Here is a 13898-nt window from a genome sequence, read left to right on the forward strand (position 1 = left end):
ACCGGCTGATCGGGTGCGGCGTCACCCGCGCAGAGGTCGCTCGCCGCTGAGAAACCGGGTGCCTGCCGGGCGGGCCCGGTGGTAACCATGGGTATGGCCATCACCTACCCAGCCCCCTTGCGTCCCGGCGACCTCGTCGGCGTCACCGCCCCGTCCAGCGGGGTCGGCCCGGACCTGCGTCCTCGGCTCCAGGCCGCCGTCAAGGTGGTGGAGGCGCGCGGATACGAGGTCGTCGTCGGCGACTGCATGGACGGCGCCCGTCATGTCAGCGCGCCGGCCGACGAGCGGGCCCGCGAGCTGATGGCGATGCTCACCGACCCGCGTGTCAGGGCCGTGGTGCCCCCGTGGGGCGGCGAGACCATGATCGACCTGCTGCCGCTGCTCGACTGGGACGCGCTGCGCGAGGCGGAGCCCACCTGGCTGGTGGGCTACTCCGACCTGTCGACGATCCTCACGCCGCTGACCCTGCTGACCGGGATCGCCACGATCCACGGCAACAACCTGATGGACACCCCCTACGAGCCGCCCCCGGGGCTGCTCTCCTGGCTGGACATCGTGACCATGGAGCCGGGCACCACCTTCACCCAGATCTCCCCCAACCGCCACCGGGCCCACGGACAGGACGACTGGGCGACCCAGCCCGAGGTGAGCGAGCTCACCCTCGACACCCCTGGCCGGTGGACGCGCCTGGACGGCGGCGGCGACGTCGAGGCCGAAGGCCGTCTGATCGGCGGATGCGTGGAGATGCTGTGCAACCTCAGCGGCAGCCGGTACGCCGACACGACGGCCTTCGCACGAGCCGAGGCCCACGACGGACTGATCGTCTACGTCGAAGCATGCGAGCATGACGCGGCCACCATCTGCCGCAACCTGCACGGCATGCGGCTGGCCGGGTTCTTCGACGCGGCCCGCGCGATCCTCGTCGGCCGCACGCGGGCCCCTGACCTGCCCTCGCTCACCCAGCACGAGGCGGTGCTGGACGCGCTCGGCGGCCTCGGCGTGCCGATCCTCGCCGACGTCGACTGCGGCCACGTGCCGCCGTACCTGCCCATCGTCAACGGCGCGCGCGGCCGGGTGCGGCACACCGCCGACCGGGACGAGCTCACCCAGACCCTGGACTAGAGCACCGCTTTGAGCACCTGGTCCCGCTCGCCGGCGGGCAGGGGCGGGGCGAAGGGGTCGTGGGCGTGTGTGTCCGGGATGCGGCCTTCGGCCGCCGCCAGCCAGAGCATGCGCTGGACGTACCCCTCCATCGGCTCGGTGAAGGTGGCCTCGGCCAGCGTGTCCAGGCGGGCGGAGGCCTCGCGGAAGGCGGGCAGGTCGGTGCCGCGGAAGGCGCGCATGACCGCGCCCGTCAGGTCCACGTGCGCGGCGGCGATGCCGACCAGGGCCGCCTCGGCCCCCCACAGCAGCGACGGGCCGAACATGCGGTCCTCGCCGGTGATCGGCAGCCGGCCCGCCTCCCGGGTGTAGGCGATGGCCCGCTGGCAGGCCATCGCGTCCGACAGCAGGGCCGTCTTGAGGCCGGCGACGCCGGGGTGGTGGAGGATCTCACGCAGGGCGGGCGGCGGGCAGGGCCGGGTGTAGAGGTCGAAGGCGATCATCGGCAGGTGGGCCGCCTGCCAGACGGCCTCGTGCAGGGCCCGCCTGTCGCCCGCCTGCGGGAACACCAGCACGCCGTCGGCCCCGCAGCGGGCGGCCATCCTGGCCTGGTCCTCAGCGCTCTCCAGGTCGCCTCCGCCCACCCCGACCAGCACCGGGACGCCGAGCGCGGCCCCGCGCTCGATCACCGCGGCGCGCACGTCCGGCGTCAGGAACGGCCCCCGGCCGGTGTGGGCGAGCACCGCGAGACCTTCGGCGCCGTCCTCGACCAGGCCGGCGAGGTAACGGGCGACGACATCCGGATCCACCTCCCCCGCCGCGGTCATGGGGGTGGCCGCGGCCGCGATGAGGCGGCCGCGCAGACGGTCACGGAGGGCTCGCGCGGAGGTGTCCACGCCGCCGAGCCTATTTGAAGCCGGTCATCGCGATGCTGTTGACCAGGTAGCGCTGCAGCAGGAAGAACACCAGCAGGCACGGCACCACCGAGATGGTCGCCGAGGCCATCAGCAGGGACAGCTGCGTCTCCTCGGTGCGCAGCGTGGTCAGCCCGACCGTCAGGGTCCTGGTGGCGTCGCTCTGGCCCACGACCAGCGGCCAGAGGAAGTCGTTCCAGTGCCACAGGAACACGAACACGCCCAGCGTGGCCATGATCGGCCGGGTCAGCGGCACCACGATCGTCAGGTAGACCCGCAGCTCGGAGGCGCCGTCGACCTTGGCCGCGTCGAACAGCTCGTCCGGCAGGCCCAGGATGAACTGCCGCATCAGGAACACCGCCTGCGCGTTGGCCAGCGTCGGCACGATCAGGCCCCAGAACGTGTCCACCCCGTCGAGGCTGTTGACCATCACGAACGTGGGGATGAGCGTCGCCTGGAACGGCACCATCATGGTGGCCAGGAACGTCCAGAACATCGCGTCGCGGCCGGGGAAGCGCTTCTTGGCGAACGCGTAGCCGGCCATCGACGCGGTGAGCAGGATGACCACCACCGAGACGACCGAGTAGACGACCGAGTTGAGGGTCCAGTCCACGAACCCGGACGACGACAGCACCCTGGTCAGGTTGTCGAGGGTGAGCGAGTCGGGCCACTGGGCGGGCACGGTCGGCTTGCCCGCGGGCGTGAGCGCCACGATCACCATGGCCGCGAACGGGCTGACGGTCAGCACCGACAGCAAGGCCAGCAGGGCGACGAGCGGCCACCTGACCCGGCGCCGCACGCGCGGCGCGGTCGCCGTCACACCTCCCCCCGTCCCAGGAAGCGGCGCTGGATCAGCGACACGACCAGCACGATCGCGAACAGCACCATGCCCCAGGTGGCGGCGTAACCGAAGTCGAAGGAACGGAAGCCGTGGTCGTAGATGCCGTAGATGAGCGAGTAGCTGGCCCTGGCGGGGCCGCCGCCGGTCATCACGTAGATCGTGTCGAAGACCTGGAAGGCGCTGATCGTCTCGATCACCAGCACGAAGAAGAGCGTGGGCTTGAGCAGCGGCAAGGTGATCCTCCGGAAGCGCTGCCAGGCGCCCGCCCCGTCGACCGTGGCCGCCTCCAGGTAGGAGGCGGGGATGGACTTGATGCCGGCGAGCAGGATCAGCATCGAGTAGCCGAACCCCTTCCACACCGACACCACGGCCAGCGCGGGCAGCACCACCGACGTCTGCTGCAGGAACGCCACCGAGCCGAGGCCCGCATGGGCCAGCAGGCCGTTGATCAGCCCGTCGAACTCGTAGATCCAGCGCCAGATGACGCCCGCCAGCACGAAACTGGTGACGTACGGCAGGAACAGCATGCCGCGGAACAGCCCGCGCATGAAGACCACCTGGTTGAGCAGCAGCGCCGTGCCGAGCGACACCACGACGGTGAGCGGTACGTAGATCGCGGCGTACACCAGCGTGACCCGGAGGCTGATCCAGAAGTTCACATCGTCGAGCAGCCTGGTGTAGTTGTCCGCGCCGATGAAGCTCCACTCGCCGCCGATGTTCCAGTCGGTCAGGCTCATGCCCGCCGCCCCCAGTGAGGGGAAGATCCGGAAGATCAGGAAGAGGACGAGCATGGGGAGCACGAACAGCAACCCGGCGACCGGGTCACGCAAGCGATGGCGCACGGTTTTCCTTTCTCGCAGGTCCTGCTCAGCCACCGCTGCCGAGCAGCGTGGTGGCCTCCTTGGCCGCCGCGTCCAGGGCCGTCTTGGCGTCTTCCTTGCCGAGCAGGGCCGCCTGGATGTGCGGGGCGATGAGGCCCATGACCTGACGGGCCTTGGGGTGGGTGTCGCCGGGGAAGGCGTACGGGAGGGACTTGGCGAACTCCTTGGCCGCCGCCGACTGGTCCGGCACCGTCACGTCGGTGCGGGCCGGGAAGAAGCCGGACACCTTGGCCAGCTCGCCGGCGACCTCGGGCGAGGCAAGGAAGGTGGCGAACTTCTTGGCCGCGTCCTTGTTCTCGGTGTGCTTGGCCAGCACGAGCCCGCCCGGGATGCCGAACGCGACCCGCTTGGCGCCCTCCAGCGGCAGGCCGATGCCCACGTTCTCCGCGCCGATCGCGGCACCGAGCTGGTCGGCCTGCAGGGCGGTGGCCGCGTGGTACATGGCGGTCTTGCCGGCGGCCAGCGCGCCGCCCTCGATGTCGTTGCCCTTGCTGGGGGCGTTCTCCGGCAGTCCGCCGGCGGCCTTGAGGTCGAGCAGGAGCTGCAGGCTCTCGACGCCCTCGGGGCCGTTGAAGGCCACGCCCTTGCCGTCGGGGGTGAAGACGGTGCCGCCGTTGGCCCACAGGAACGGGTAGAAGCTCTGGTTCAGGCTGACCTCGGGCTTGCCCGGGTAGTCGAGGATCGCGACCTTGTCGGCGGCCAGCTTGGGGGCGGCGGCCTTGAGCTCGGCCAGCGTCTCGGGCGCCTTGTCCACGCCCGCGTCGGCGAACAGCTTCTTGTTGTAGATGGGGGCGGTGATCGTCTGGTAGATGGGGACGCCGTAGAGCTTGCCGTCGACGGTGAGGGCGGTGAGGGAGTTCGGCAGGTAGGCGGCCTTGGAGGGGGCCACGACGTCGTCGACCGGCTCGATGGTGCCCTGCTGGGCGTACTGCGGGATCTGGTCGGGGCCGAGCACGACCAGGTCGAAGCCCTTCTTCGAGACCAGCGCCGTGGTGACCTTCTCCTGGCGGCCCTCCCAGGGCTGCTGGTCGATGGTGACGTCGACGGTGGGGTTCTTCGTCTCGAAGTCCTTCTCCACCTTGGCCCAGAACTCCTGGCTCTTGGCCTGGTCGCTGATCACGGGGTACATCCACAGAGTCACGGCGCTCTTGTCCGAACCGCTGTCCGATCCGCACCCGGCGGCGGCGACGCTCAGCGCGGCCGCGACGCCGACTGCCGTTATCTTCTTCATGGCGGGATCCCTTCGATGAATACCGGTCCTGACCGAAACCTAGTAACGCCATGTTGGCGAGGTCAATGCCTGATACCTGACCGTGACTACGGCCGAGGCCGGAACTTCGTCAGTTCGCGGGCCACGAGGTCGGCGTGGTCGGGGGTGTAGTTCTCGTTCCAGTCGATGATCAGCAGCGTCTCGGCGACCATCCGCTCGGCCTCCGGGCACGACCGGGGCGCGTAGCCCTCCAGAGGGTAGTGGGAGGCTCCGTACACCGGCGCGTCCCACACGGGGGCGCGGTTCAGCGGCTGCTCCAGATAGCCGGCGCGGGCCGGGATCCCGGCCTCCCGCAGCCGTTCGGCCAGCTCCGGGGCGCCGCCCCCGGGCAGCACCAGCGGGAACAGCCACCAGGAGTGCCCCTGCGGCCGAGGAAGCCGTACCCCTGGCAGTCCCTCCAGGGCCTCCAGGAGCCGCAGGGCGGTGCGACGGCGGGCCGCGACCACCTCGGGCAGCTTGGCGAGCTGGGCGCGCGCGACGGCGGCCTGGAGCTCGGTCATCCGGTAGTTCAGGCCGAAGGCGACGTACGAGCGGCCGGCCGCGCGGTCCCAGCCCTTGTCCGAGAACAGCCGCATCCGCCTGGCCAGCTCGTCGTCGTCGGTCAGCGCCAGGCCGCCGTCACCGCAGGTGATGTGCTTCCACTGCTGCAGGCTCAGGCAGGCGACGTCGCCCACGGTCCCGGCCAGGCCCCCAGGGGGGAGCCCAGGGGGAAGTTCCGTGAGCCAGGCCTGGGCGCAGTCCTCGATGAGGGCCAGGCCGTGCCGGTCGGCCAGCGCGCGCAGCTCCGCCACCCGGGCCGCGGCCCCGAACAGATGCACTGCCATGATCGCCCGGGTACGCGGCCCGATCAGCTTCTCGACGGCGTCGGGATCGAGATTGCCGTCCGAGGGATCCACATCGGCGAAGACAGGAACGGCGTTCTGCGCCAAGATGGGGGCCACAGTCCCGAAGTCCGTGATCGGCGTCGTGATGATCTCGTCTCCGGGGTCCGGCGCCGCGGCCACGACCGCAAGATGGAGGGCAGCGGTGCCGGAGCTGCACGCGACCGCATGGCGCACGCCGTACAGCTCCGCGACCTCGCGTTCGAGCGAGCGCGCCTCGGTCCCCCAGACGGAGTTGAGCATGCCGGAGCGGATCACCCGTTCCGCGGCGGCCACCTCTTCGTCGCCGAGTGTGCGGCCCGCGGCCTCGGCCATGGACGGGAACTTCACTGAGTACCTCACAGGATATAATTGCGGTCTTGACCGTATTAAGCGATAGGAGGCGTGGGTGGCAATCGTCATCGGTGTCGTCGGTCCGCATGATCTGGTCGACCAGGTCGCGGCCACCTGCGAGGAGCAACCGGGCGTCAGCACGCTGCGGCTCGACTACGACCACGAGGCGCAGGCGCCCGCGATCGTGGAGGCGCACGCCACCGCCGTCGAGGGCTGGCTCTTCACCGGCATCGTGCCGTACATGCTCTCCCGCGACGCCGACGTGCTGACCCGCCCCGCAGCGTTCGTCGACTATACGGGCGCGACGCTGCTCAGCGCCCTGGTCCGGCTCCAGCACCAGGGGCAGGACGTGACCCGCCTGTCGATCGACACCCTGTCGGCGGCCGACGTGACGGCGACGTTCGCCGAGGCGGGGCTGCCCACCCAGGACCTGCGCATCCTGCCCTACCGGCCGGAGATGACCTCGGCGAAGGCGGTCGCCTTCCACCGCCGCGGCCCCCAGCACCCGGTGATCACCTGCCTGAGCTCCGCGCACGAGGCACTCCGCGACGGCCCGCACGTGCTGCGCCTGGCCCCCTCGGTGCACTCGGTGCGGGTCGCGCTGCGCCAACTCCTGCTCACCGCCGAGGGACAGGCCCAGGAGGACGCGCAGATCGCGCTCGGCCTGATCGAGGTGGAGAACGACGACGGCCTGCTGCGCGAGGCCACCGCGCTGGGCGGCACCGTCGCCGCCTTCCGCGGCGGCACGCACCTGCTGGTCACGACCCGTGGCCCGCTGTACGACGCCTCCGTCGGCTTCACCGGCCTGCCCATGCTGGCCCGTCTGGCGGTCCAGAACCAGGTGGTGCGCGTCGGCTTCGGCCTGGGCCGCAGCGCCGCGGAGGCGGAGAGCCTGGCCCGCCGCGCCCTGGCCCGCGCCCGCCGCATCGGCGACGTCGCCGCGGTCCTGTCGCTGCGTGCCGACACCGACATCGTCCTGGAGTCGGTGCCCACCGGCTCGGCGGCCGAGCAGAACCTCTCGGTCATCGCCCGCCGGGTGGGCCTGTCGCTGCCCACCCTGGAGAAGCTCCTGGAGGCCCGGGCCGCCGTCGGCGACGAGCCGCTGACCACCCGCGAGATCGCCGACCGCCTCGCCGTCCAGCAGCGCACCGCCCGCCGCATGCTGCACCGCCTGGAGCTCGCCGGGCTGGCCGAGCGCACCGGCAACCTCACCAGCGGCTCCAGCGGCCGCCCCCTCACCCTCTACCGGCTCACGCTCTGATCCGCTGCTCACCGTCGGGTCAGGACAGCCAGCGGTCCAGGCCCTCGGCGACGAACTCGTCGTCGCGGAGCCAGGGGTAGGCCGCCCAGACGCGGTCGATCTCGGCGAGCTGCCCCGGGGAGAGCTCCTCCGCCGGGTCCAGGCACCAGCGGCCGGCCAGCAGGCCCTGGCGGCGCAGCACCTCGTGGATGCCGGGGATGCACCCGTGGAAGTCGTTGGCCGTGTCGAAGATGGCCGAGTTCGCGTCCGTCAGGTGGCCGTCCAGGCTGAGCAGGCGCCGGACCGCCGTGTCGTCGCCGGCGCGGGCCAGCTTGGCCTCCTCCAGGAGCTCCACCGCGCGCCGCACCCAGACCGCCCACTGACCCAGCAGGCCGCCGACGAACTCCACCTCCACCTCACGCCCGTCCACCACCACCCGGTGCGGCGTGATGAGGTCCGCCAGGATGTGGTCGTCGTTGCCCGTGTAGAGGGCGACCTCGGCGGTCCGGCCCGCGCGCACCACGCCGTGCAGGACGTCGAGCGTGCGGTAGCGGTCGAAGGGGGCGACCTTGATCCCGACCACCGACTCGATCCCCGCCAGACGAGTCCAGAAATCTCGTGACAAGGGCCGGCCGCCCACCGCGGGCTGCAGGTAGAAGCCGATCACCGGCAGCACCTCGCCCACCGCTCGGGCCCGCTCGACCAGTCCGTCCTCGTCCAGCTCGCGGTACGGGCTCAGCAGCACCATGTGATAGCCGAGCGACCTGGCCAGCTCGGCCTCCGCCACCGCCTGCGCGGTGGGACCGGTGGCGCCCGCCACCAGCACCACCTCGCGCTCGAACTCCCGGGCCGTCTCAGCGGCCAGTTCGAGCACCGGAGGCAGCAGCCCGGTGCCGTGGATGGCGAACTGCGTGGTGTGCACCCCCACCGCCAGCCCGCCGGCCCCGGCGTCCACGTAGTAGCGGGTCAGGGCCCGCTGGCGGCGCTCGTCCAGCTTCCTGTCCGCTGTCAGGGCCAGCGGATGGGCCGGAATCACCAGGCCGCGCCTGAACAGGTCACGCACCGACATCTGCGCCTCTGGAACCGTGCTGAGCACGTTCGTCCCCCTCATCATGAAAAGCTGTCCGTCAGAAACTGCCGTCACGGCGTTCGAACTTGGTCGGCTTGCCCAGCGACGGCCCGCCGCCGGCCACCCAGCCGGCGGTGTGCTCGATCAGCTCCTGGGGCGTGATGTCCGGATAGCCGAACAGCCGGTGGCACTTCGCGGCGTTCGACAGCAGCGCCGTCGGCGCCTCCTCGCCGCTGAACACCGGCTCCACGCCCAGCTCGGCGCCGAGCGCCAGGGCCGCCTGACGGACCGAGAGCAACTCCGGGCCCGTGACGTTGAGCACGTACGGCGGCGTGTCGGCGAGCAGCAGCGAGCGGAGGGCGACCTCGTTCGCGTACCCCTGCCACACCACGTTGACCTGGCCCGTCGTCAGGTCGATCGGCTGCCCGGCCAGAACCTTCTGCGCCAGGTCGACCAGCACGCCGTAGCGCAGCTCCACGGCGTAGTTGAGGCGGATCAGCGACAGGCGGGTGCCGTAGGTCTCGGCGAAGTGCGTCAGCACCCGCTCCCTGCCGAGGCAGCTCATCGCGTAGTCGCCGACGGGGCCGGTCGGGTCGTTCTCGGTGCTGCCGCCGCTGGTGACCGGGACCAGGGGATAGACGTTCCCGGTCGACAGGGCGGCGATCCGGCTGTCCTTGAACCGGTCGGCGACCCGGCCCGGCAGGTAGGCGTTGGTGAACCAGGTGGCGTGCTCACGCCCCTGGGTGCCGAACTTCGCGCCGACCAGGAACACCACGTTCGGCGCGTCGGGCAGCTCGCGCAGGGCCCGCTCGTCGGCCACGTCCGCGCGCACCACGGTCGCGCCCTCGTCCCGGAGCGCGTCGGCGAGCCCCGGCTCGGAGAAGCGGGACACCGCGATGATCCGGCGGTCGCGCCCGGCGGCGTTCAGCGCCAGCCGCACCAGGCTCGGGCCCAGCTTGCCGCCGGCGCCGAGGATCATGATGTCCCCGTCGAGCCCGGCGAGATCGCTCACCAGCCCGGCGCTCGGCCGCGCCAGCCGCTCCTCGAGTTCCGCTGTGGTCCGCACCCGGCCTCCTCCATCTGTCATTTACGGTCCAGACCGTAACTTGGTCAGATGGCGCCTGTCAACGTGACCAGGGAGAGGCGGTTCTCGCCGGCCGTGCCCGCACGACCGGCGAGAGAGTAACCGGCCTGGGTCAGCAGCCCGTCACGGGCAGGGAGCAGAGCTTGGCGGCCATCTTCGCGGCCTCCTTGAGCTGCTTGGCATAGTCACTGGAGCGGATGCGGCCGTACTCGCCCGACACGGCGTAGATGGCCACCGCGCGGGCCTGGCGGACCACGACCGCCCGTTCGCCGCCGATGGCGGGCTTGGCGCCGTGGTAGTTCTGGCTCGCGAAGCGGAAGGCTTCGTCACCGATGCGCACCGGAGTGGCGTAGGCGCGGGTGACGAACTCGCCGTCCGCGTCGCGGGCGCACCGCTCCACCTGGCCGCGCAGGCTCGCCATCGCGGCCTTGGCAGCGGCGCTGGAGCGGTAGACGACCACCTGCTCACCGGAGAAGTGCTCGGGCGCGGTGTAGCCGACCGTCCGCATCGCCACCGGTTCGCGCCCTTTGTCGCGCCGCCCCTTGTCGCGTGCGGGCTTGAGATCACAAGGATTGACCAGGAGAGTGCGGGTCCGGCTCTCGCTGATGGTCCACTCCTCCTCGCCCGGGTACTTCACCGGCTCGCGGGCCGTCTTCTCATGCAGCAGGAAGTTCGCCGGTATCGCCCGCGCGGTGCCGGCGGACGCGAGCGTCCCCCCACCCAGGACGACCGCCGCCGCGACCACGCCCCCTGTCACTGCCTGGAGTGCCTTGCTCGTCATCGAATCTCCCCGTTCCCGGTGGTGTCGGGTAATGTGACGCCGCCGGGAAGGCAAAGGTTCAGGCGGCCTCGCGGGCGGAGACGAGGATCCCGAGGATGGCCCGGGTCTGCTCCCACGGCACCGGGCTCGGCGCGCCGCCCACCATCCGCAGGAACGCCTCGATCGTCCCGGCGTACCCCAGCCCGAGCACCGGATCGTCGCCGCCCTCGATCACGATGCGCTCGGACCCGCCGCGCCGGTGCACGGTGACGCCGTACGACTCGCCCTCGGACACGCCGACGATCTCGACCACCCCGGTGATCCCGCTCCCCCACTGCAGGGCCAGCACCCCGGTGTCCTCGGACCTGAGCGTGTCGTAGTGCCTGGTGGCCCCGGCCGCCCCCACCAGCCGCACGTCCGGCCCGAGCAGCGCCACCAGCAGCTCCACCCCGTGCACGCCCATGGTCACCATCGTCCCGCCGCCCTCGGCGGGGGTGTCCTGCCAGGCGTTGTAGCCGGTCGCCCAGAGCCCCACGTCATGCCGTACGGTCGCGCGCACGGACAGCACGCCGGCCGGATCGACCTCCACCCCGGCGAAGGCCGGCGCGAACCGCAGCACCGAGGCCGACATCACCCGCTCGTGGATCGGCAGCCGGTCGAGCCCCGCCAACTGCTCCCGCGTCGCGGCGGCGGGCTTGTTCACGAAGCACGCCACCCCGGTCTTCAGCACCTCGCCCAGCGCCTCCGGCACCTGCGGGTTCGGCACCGTCAGCACCACCCCGTCGGGCCCGGTGTCCAGCGCCCCCGCGAGACTGTCCGCCACCCGCGCCTCCGGATACTCGGCGACGAACCGCCGCAACCGCTCCGCGTCGCGCTCCCACACCACCAGCTCGGCATGCCGGGCCAGCGTCCGGGCGTCGGTGTACGGATGGCTGGTGGCGAGACCGGCGAGAACGATGCGCACGGCGTCCTCCATTCAGATCAGCGGCGGAAACGCAGACCATCATGACAGCCCCCGTCGAACCACCGTTCGGGGTGACACTGAGTGCTCGGCCGGGTACGATTGTGCTGCCGCCCATCGCTGATGGGAGTGGAAGTGAGCCCGGGTGGACTGCCGGACGACAGAAGCCCGGGCTTTGCGTTGCCCAGGCTCAGTCGACCACGACGTAGGTCATCTCGACACCAGCGCCCAGCGCCCCAAAAAGAAGCATCGCCCACGGTGGCCAGCGACGCCGCACCAGCGACCACGTCAGGCAGCTCCTGACGCTTGGGATCGAGCCCTGTGCCGACGACCACGCAAGCGGACGGTCGCAGGGCAGCGACGGCCTCGATGATGGCACTCCTGCGCTTGTGGTTCTCATCACGCCAGTGCAGTCGTCGCTGGCGCCGCAGAAGCAGCGCTCGCAGCGCGGCCCTGTGACACTCTGCCCGTACCGGAGAGACCAGCACGGCGGCCATCAGGTAGTAACCATGCGAGAACCGCATGGACTCGTCGACGTAAGCGGAGAACGGGGGGTTCACGAGGAATCATGCTAGCCCCGCCGTTCACGTACAGTGATCACCTCTTCACACTTCGTCCACCTCGGCCGAGGCGCGGCCTCCTGAGAGTCTGGCGTAGCCGGGGCCTCGGTCGAAGAAGCGGTCGGTGGTGGGGCGGAGGTTGGCGCGAAGTTCGGCGGTGCCCTGTTCGTCGATGCGGTCGCCGTCCAGGACCACGCCGTAGTCGCCGAGGGCGCCCGCGATCGAGACCTTGCCGTCGCGGACGTCGGCCGCCACCGCGCGCGGGTCGCGGTCGTAGGGGGAGCCCCAGCCGCCGCCTCCCGTGGTGCGGATGCGGATGATCTCGCCCGCCTGCACCGGGTGGTCGTCCACCAGGCCTTCCATCTCCTTGCCCGCGATCTCCACCCGGAACGGACGGCCGGCCAGGCCGCCGTTGACGCCCCAGCAGGAAAGGATCGAACGGTCGGCGATGGACATGTACGACGCGTCCCGCAGCATGCGGATGTGCTTGTCGTAGCCGAGGCCGCCCCGGAACATGCCGGGGCCGCCCGAGTCGCAGGCCAGCGCGAGCCGCTCCACCCGGAACGGCCAGCGGGCCTCGGCGAACTCGACCGGGATGTTGCGGGAGTCCGGCACCACGTGGATGGTGTCCTCGCCGTCGGCGTACCAGCGCCCGCCGGACCCGCCACCGAGGACCTCTCTCATCAGGTACGGCTGCCCGTCGGCGTCGGCGCCGTGCACGCCGGTGTAGCGGATGGTCTCCTGGTCGGCGGGCATCCGGCCGCCCGTGGCCTTGGCGAGCACGCCCGCCAGGACGCCCAGCAGGCGCAGGATGACGAAGGTGCGGGCGTTGGTGGGGGCGGGGAAAATCGGGGTGAGCAGAGTGCCCTTCTCCGGAAATATCATCTTGATGAGGGGTACGACCCCCTCGTTGACGTCGAGCTCGGCCATGCGCTCCGGCGAGTCGGCCAGGTTGCGCAGGATGGGCGCCAGCCACTTCTTCAGGAAGACACCGTCGGCGTAGTCGCCCGCATGGTTGATCGGCCCCTTGGCCTGCGGTGACGTGCCGGTGAAGTCGATCGTCAGCGGTGCGTCGGCCGCGTGGTCGACGGTGAGCGTGATGCGCTGGGCGTGCAGGCGGGGCTCGTCGACGCCGTCGTGCTCAGCGTAGTCCTCCCAGGTGTAGACGCCCTCGGGGATCTTGGCCAGCAGTTCCCTGCGGAACGTCTCGGTGGTCTTGTCGATGATCGTGTCGAAGCACTCCTCGACGGCGGCCCTGCCGTACCTGTCGAACAGCTCGCTCAGGCGGCGGGCGCCCATCAGGCACGCCGAGCACTCGGCGTCGAGGTCCCCGGCGAGCGAGTCCGGCATCCGGGAGTTGCGCGTCATGATGCGCAGCGCCGTCTCGTTCGGCACGCCCTCGTCCCACAGCTTGATCGGCGGGACCATCAGCCCCTCCTCGAACACCGACCGGGCGTGCGAGGGCATCGAGCCCGGCACGGAGCCGCCGATGTCGTCGTGGTGGCCGAACGCCTGCACGAACGCCACCACCTCGCCCTGATGGAAGACCGGGACGGTGACGCACAGATCGGGCAGGTGGCCGATGCCGCCCTCGGACAGGTAGACGTCGTTGTGGAAGTAGACGTCGCCCGGCTTCATCGTCTCGACGGGGAAATCGCGGACGATCGGCTGGACGAGCGCGCTGTAGGACCGGCCGGTCAGCTTGCGCAGCCGTACGTCGTGGATGCCCGCGCGGAAGTCGTGCGCGTCGCGGATCATCGGCGAGCGGGCCGTGCGCGCGATGGCGGTCTCGACCTCCTTCTCCACCGAGGCGAGGGTGCCCTCGACGATCTCCACCAGAATCGGGTCCGCAGCCTTCACCCCACGACCGCTCACAGCCCCCGCACGCGGATCCGTCCGCACATCCACGTGCGGGTCCACATGCGGGTCCACTGGGTCCACCTGCGGGGCCGTTTCTGGGGCGGCCGCCGATTCGGGGGGTGCCTCTGAGTCGTTCACCGGAG

The 13898-nt window shown here is 71.1% G+C and carries 12 protein-coding genes; 2 read left to right on the plus strand and 10 right to left on the minus strand.

Annotation, left to right across the window (positions count from 1 at the left end; all coding sequences use genetic code 11):
* Positions 1–87: 87 nt before the first annotated feature.
* Positions 88–1122, plus strand: a complete 1035-nt coding sequence (locus ACIBQX_RS09495) for a S66 peptidase family protein (RefSeq protein WP_397002450.1) — start codon at positions 88–90, stop codon at positions 1120–1122.
* Here the strand turns inward: ACIBQX_RS09495 and ACIBQX_RS09500 are convergent.
* The 5 genes from ACIBQX_RS09500 to ACIBQX_RS09520 form a co-directional block, all read right to left on the minus strand.
* On the minus strand, positions 1119–1997 hold the full coding sequence (locus ACIBQX_RS09500; protein WP_397002452.1) for a dihydrodipicolinate synthase family protein: 879 nt from the start codon (positions 1995–1997) through the stop codon (positions 1119–1121). The genes ACIBQX_RS09495 and ACIBQX_RS09500 overlap by 4 nt on opposite strands.
* Before the next feature lie 10 nt (positions 1998–2007).
* A complete protein-coding gene (locus tag ACIBQX_RS09505; RefSeq protein ID WP_397002454.1) occupies positions 2008–2835 on the minus strand; it encodes a carbohydrate ABC transporter permease in 828 nt (275 codons plus the stop codon).
* A complete protein-coding gene (locus ACIBQX_RS09510; protein WP_397002456.1) occupies positions 2832–3698 on the minus strand; it encodes a carbohydrate ABC transporter permease in 867 nt (288 codons plus the stop codon). Before ACIBQX_RS09510 ends, ACIBQX_RS09505 begins: the two co-directional genes overlap by 4 nt.
* Before the next feature lie 25 nt (positions 3699–3723).
* Positions 3724–4968 carry an ABC transporter substrate-binding protein gene (locus ACIBQX_RS09515; protein WP_397002458.1) on the minus strand — a complete coding sequence of 415 codons (1245 nt, stop codon included), beginning with the start codon at positions 4966–4968 and terminating at the stop codon, positions 3724–3726.
* Between the two features lie 86 nt (positions 4969–5054).
* Positions 5055–6218 (minus strand): DegT/DnrJ/EryC1/StrS family aminotransferase, encoded by a 1164-nt coding sequence (locus ACIBQX_RS09520; protein WP_397002460.1) that lies wholly within the window; start codon positions 6216–6218, stop codon positions 5055–5057.
* A 58-nt stretch (positions 6219–6276) separates the two neighbouring features.
* On the opposite strand from ACIBQX_RS09520, the gene ACIBQX_RS09525 reads away from it, so the two are divergent.
* Complete coding sequence (locus ACIBQX_RS09525) at positions 6277–7482, plus strand: hypothetical protein (protein ID WP_397002462.1); 1206 nt, start codon at positions 6277–6279, stop codon at positions 7480–7482.
* Positions 7483–7501: 19 nt separating this feature from the next.
* Here ACIBQX_RS09525 and ACIBQX_RS09530 read toward each other — a convergent pair whose 3' ends face one another.
* From ACIBQX_RS09530 to ACIBQX_RS09550, 5 genes are all read right to left on the minus strand, one after another.
* Positions 7502–8575: a dihydrodipicolinate synthase family protein gene (locus ACIBQX_RS09530; protein WP_397002464.1), complete on the minus strand. Its 1074-nt coding sequence runs from the start codon at positions 8573–8575 to the stop codon at positions 7502–7504.
* Between the two features lie 13 nt (positions 8576–8588).
* Positions 8589–9596 (minus strand): NAD-dependent epimerase/dehydratase family protein, encoded by a 1008-nt coding sequence (locus tag ACIBQX_RS09535; protein WP_397002466.1) that lies wholly within the window; start codon positions 9594–9596, stop codon positions 8589–8591.
* Positions 9597–9726: 130 nt separating this feature from the next.
* Positions 9727–10395: a hypothetical protein gene (locus ACIBQX_RS09540; protein ID WP_397002468.1), complete on the minus strand. Its 669-nt coding sequence runs from the start codon at positions 10393–10395 to the stop codon at positions 9727–9729.
* Between the two features lie 58 nt (positions 10396–10453).
* Positions 10454–11338 (minus strand): Gfo/Idh/MocA family protein, encoded by an 885-nt coding sequence (locus ACIBQX_RS09545; protein WP_397002470.1) that lies wholly within the window; start codon positions 11336–11338, stop codon positions 10454–10456.
* Positions 11339–11940: 602 nt separating this feature from the next.
* Complete coding sequence (locus ACIBQX_RS09550; protein WP_397002472.1) at positions 11941–13893, minus strand: hydantoinase B/oxoprolinase family protein; 1953 nt, start codon at positions 13891–13893, stop codon at positions 11941–11943.
* Positions 13894–13898 lie beyond the last annotated feature (5 nt).

It is taken from the genome of Nonomuraea sp. NPDC049714 (assembly GCF_044465295.1).
Classification (GTDB): Bacteria; Actinomycetota; Actinomycetes; order Streptosporangiales; family Streptosporangiaceae; genus Nonomuraea.

Coding starts and splice junctions, on each gene's coding strand:
- ACIBQX_RS09495 (WP_397002450.1), top strand. CDS start 88: ATGGGTATGGCCATCACCTACCCAGCCCCCTTGCGTCCCGGCGACCTC.
- ACIBQX_RS09515 (WP_397002458.1), bottom strand. CDS start 4,968: ATGAAGAAGATAACGGCAGTCGGCGTCGCGGCCGCGCTGAGCGTCGCC.
- ACIBQX_RS09530 (WP_397002464.1), bottom strand. CDS start 8,575: ATGATGAGGGGGACGAACGTGCTCAGCACGGTTCCAGAGGCGCAGATG.
- ACIBQX_RS09540 (WP_397002468.1), bottom strand. CDS start 10,395: ATGACGAGCAAGGCACTCCAGGCAGTGACAGGGGGCGTGGTCGCGGCG.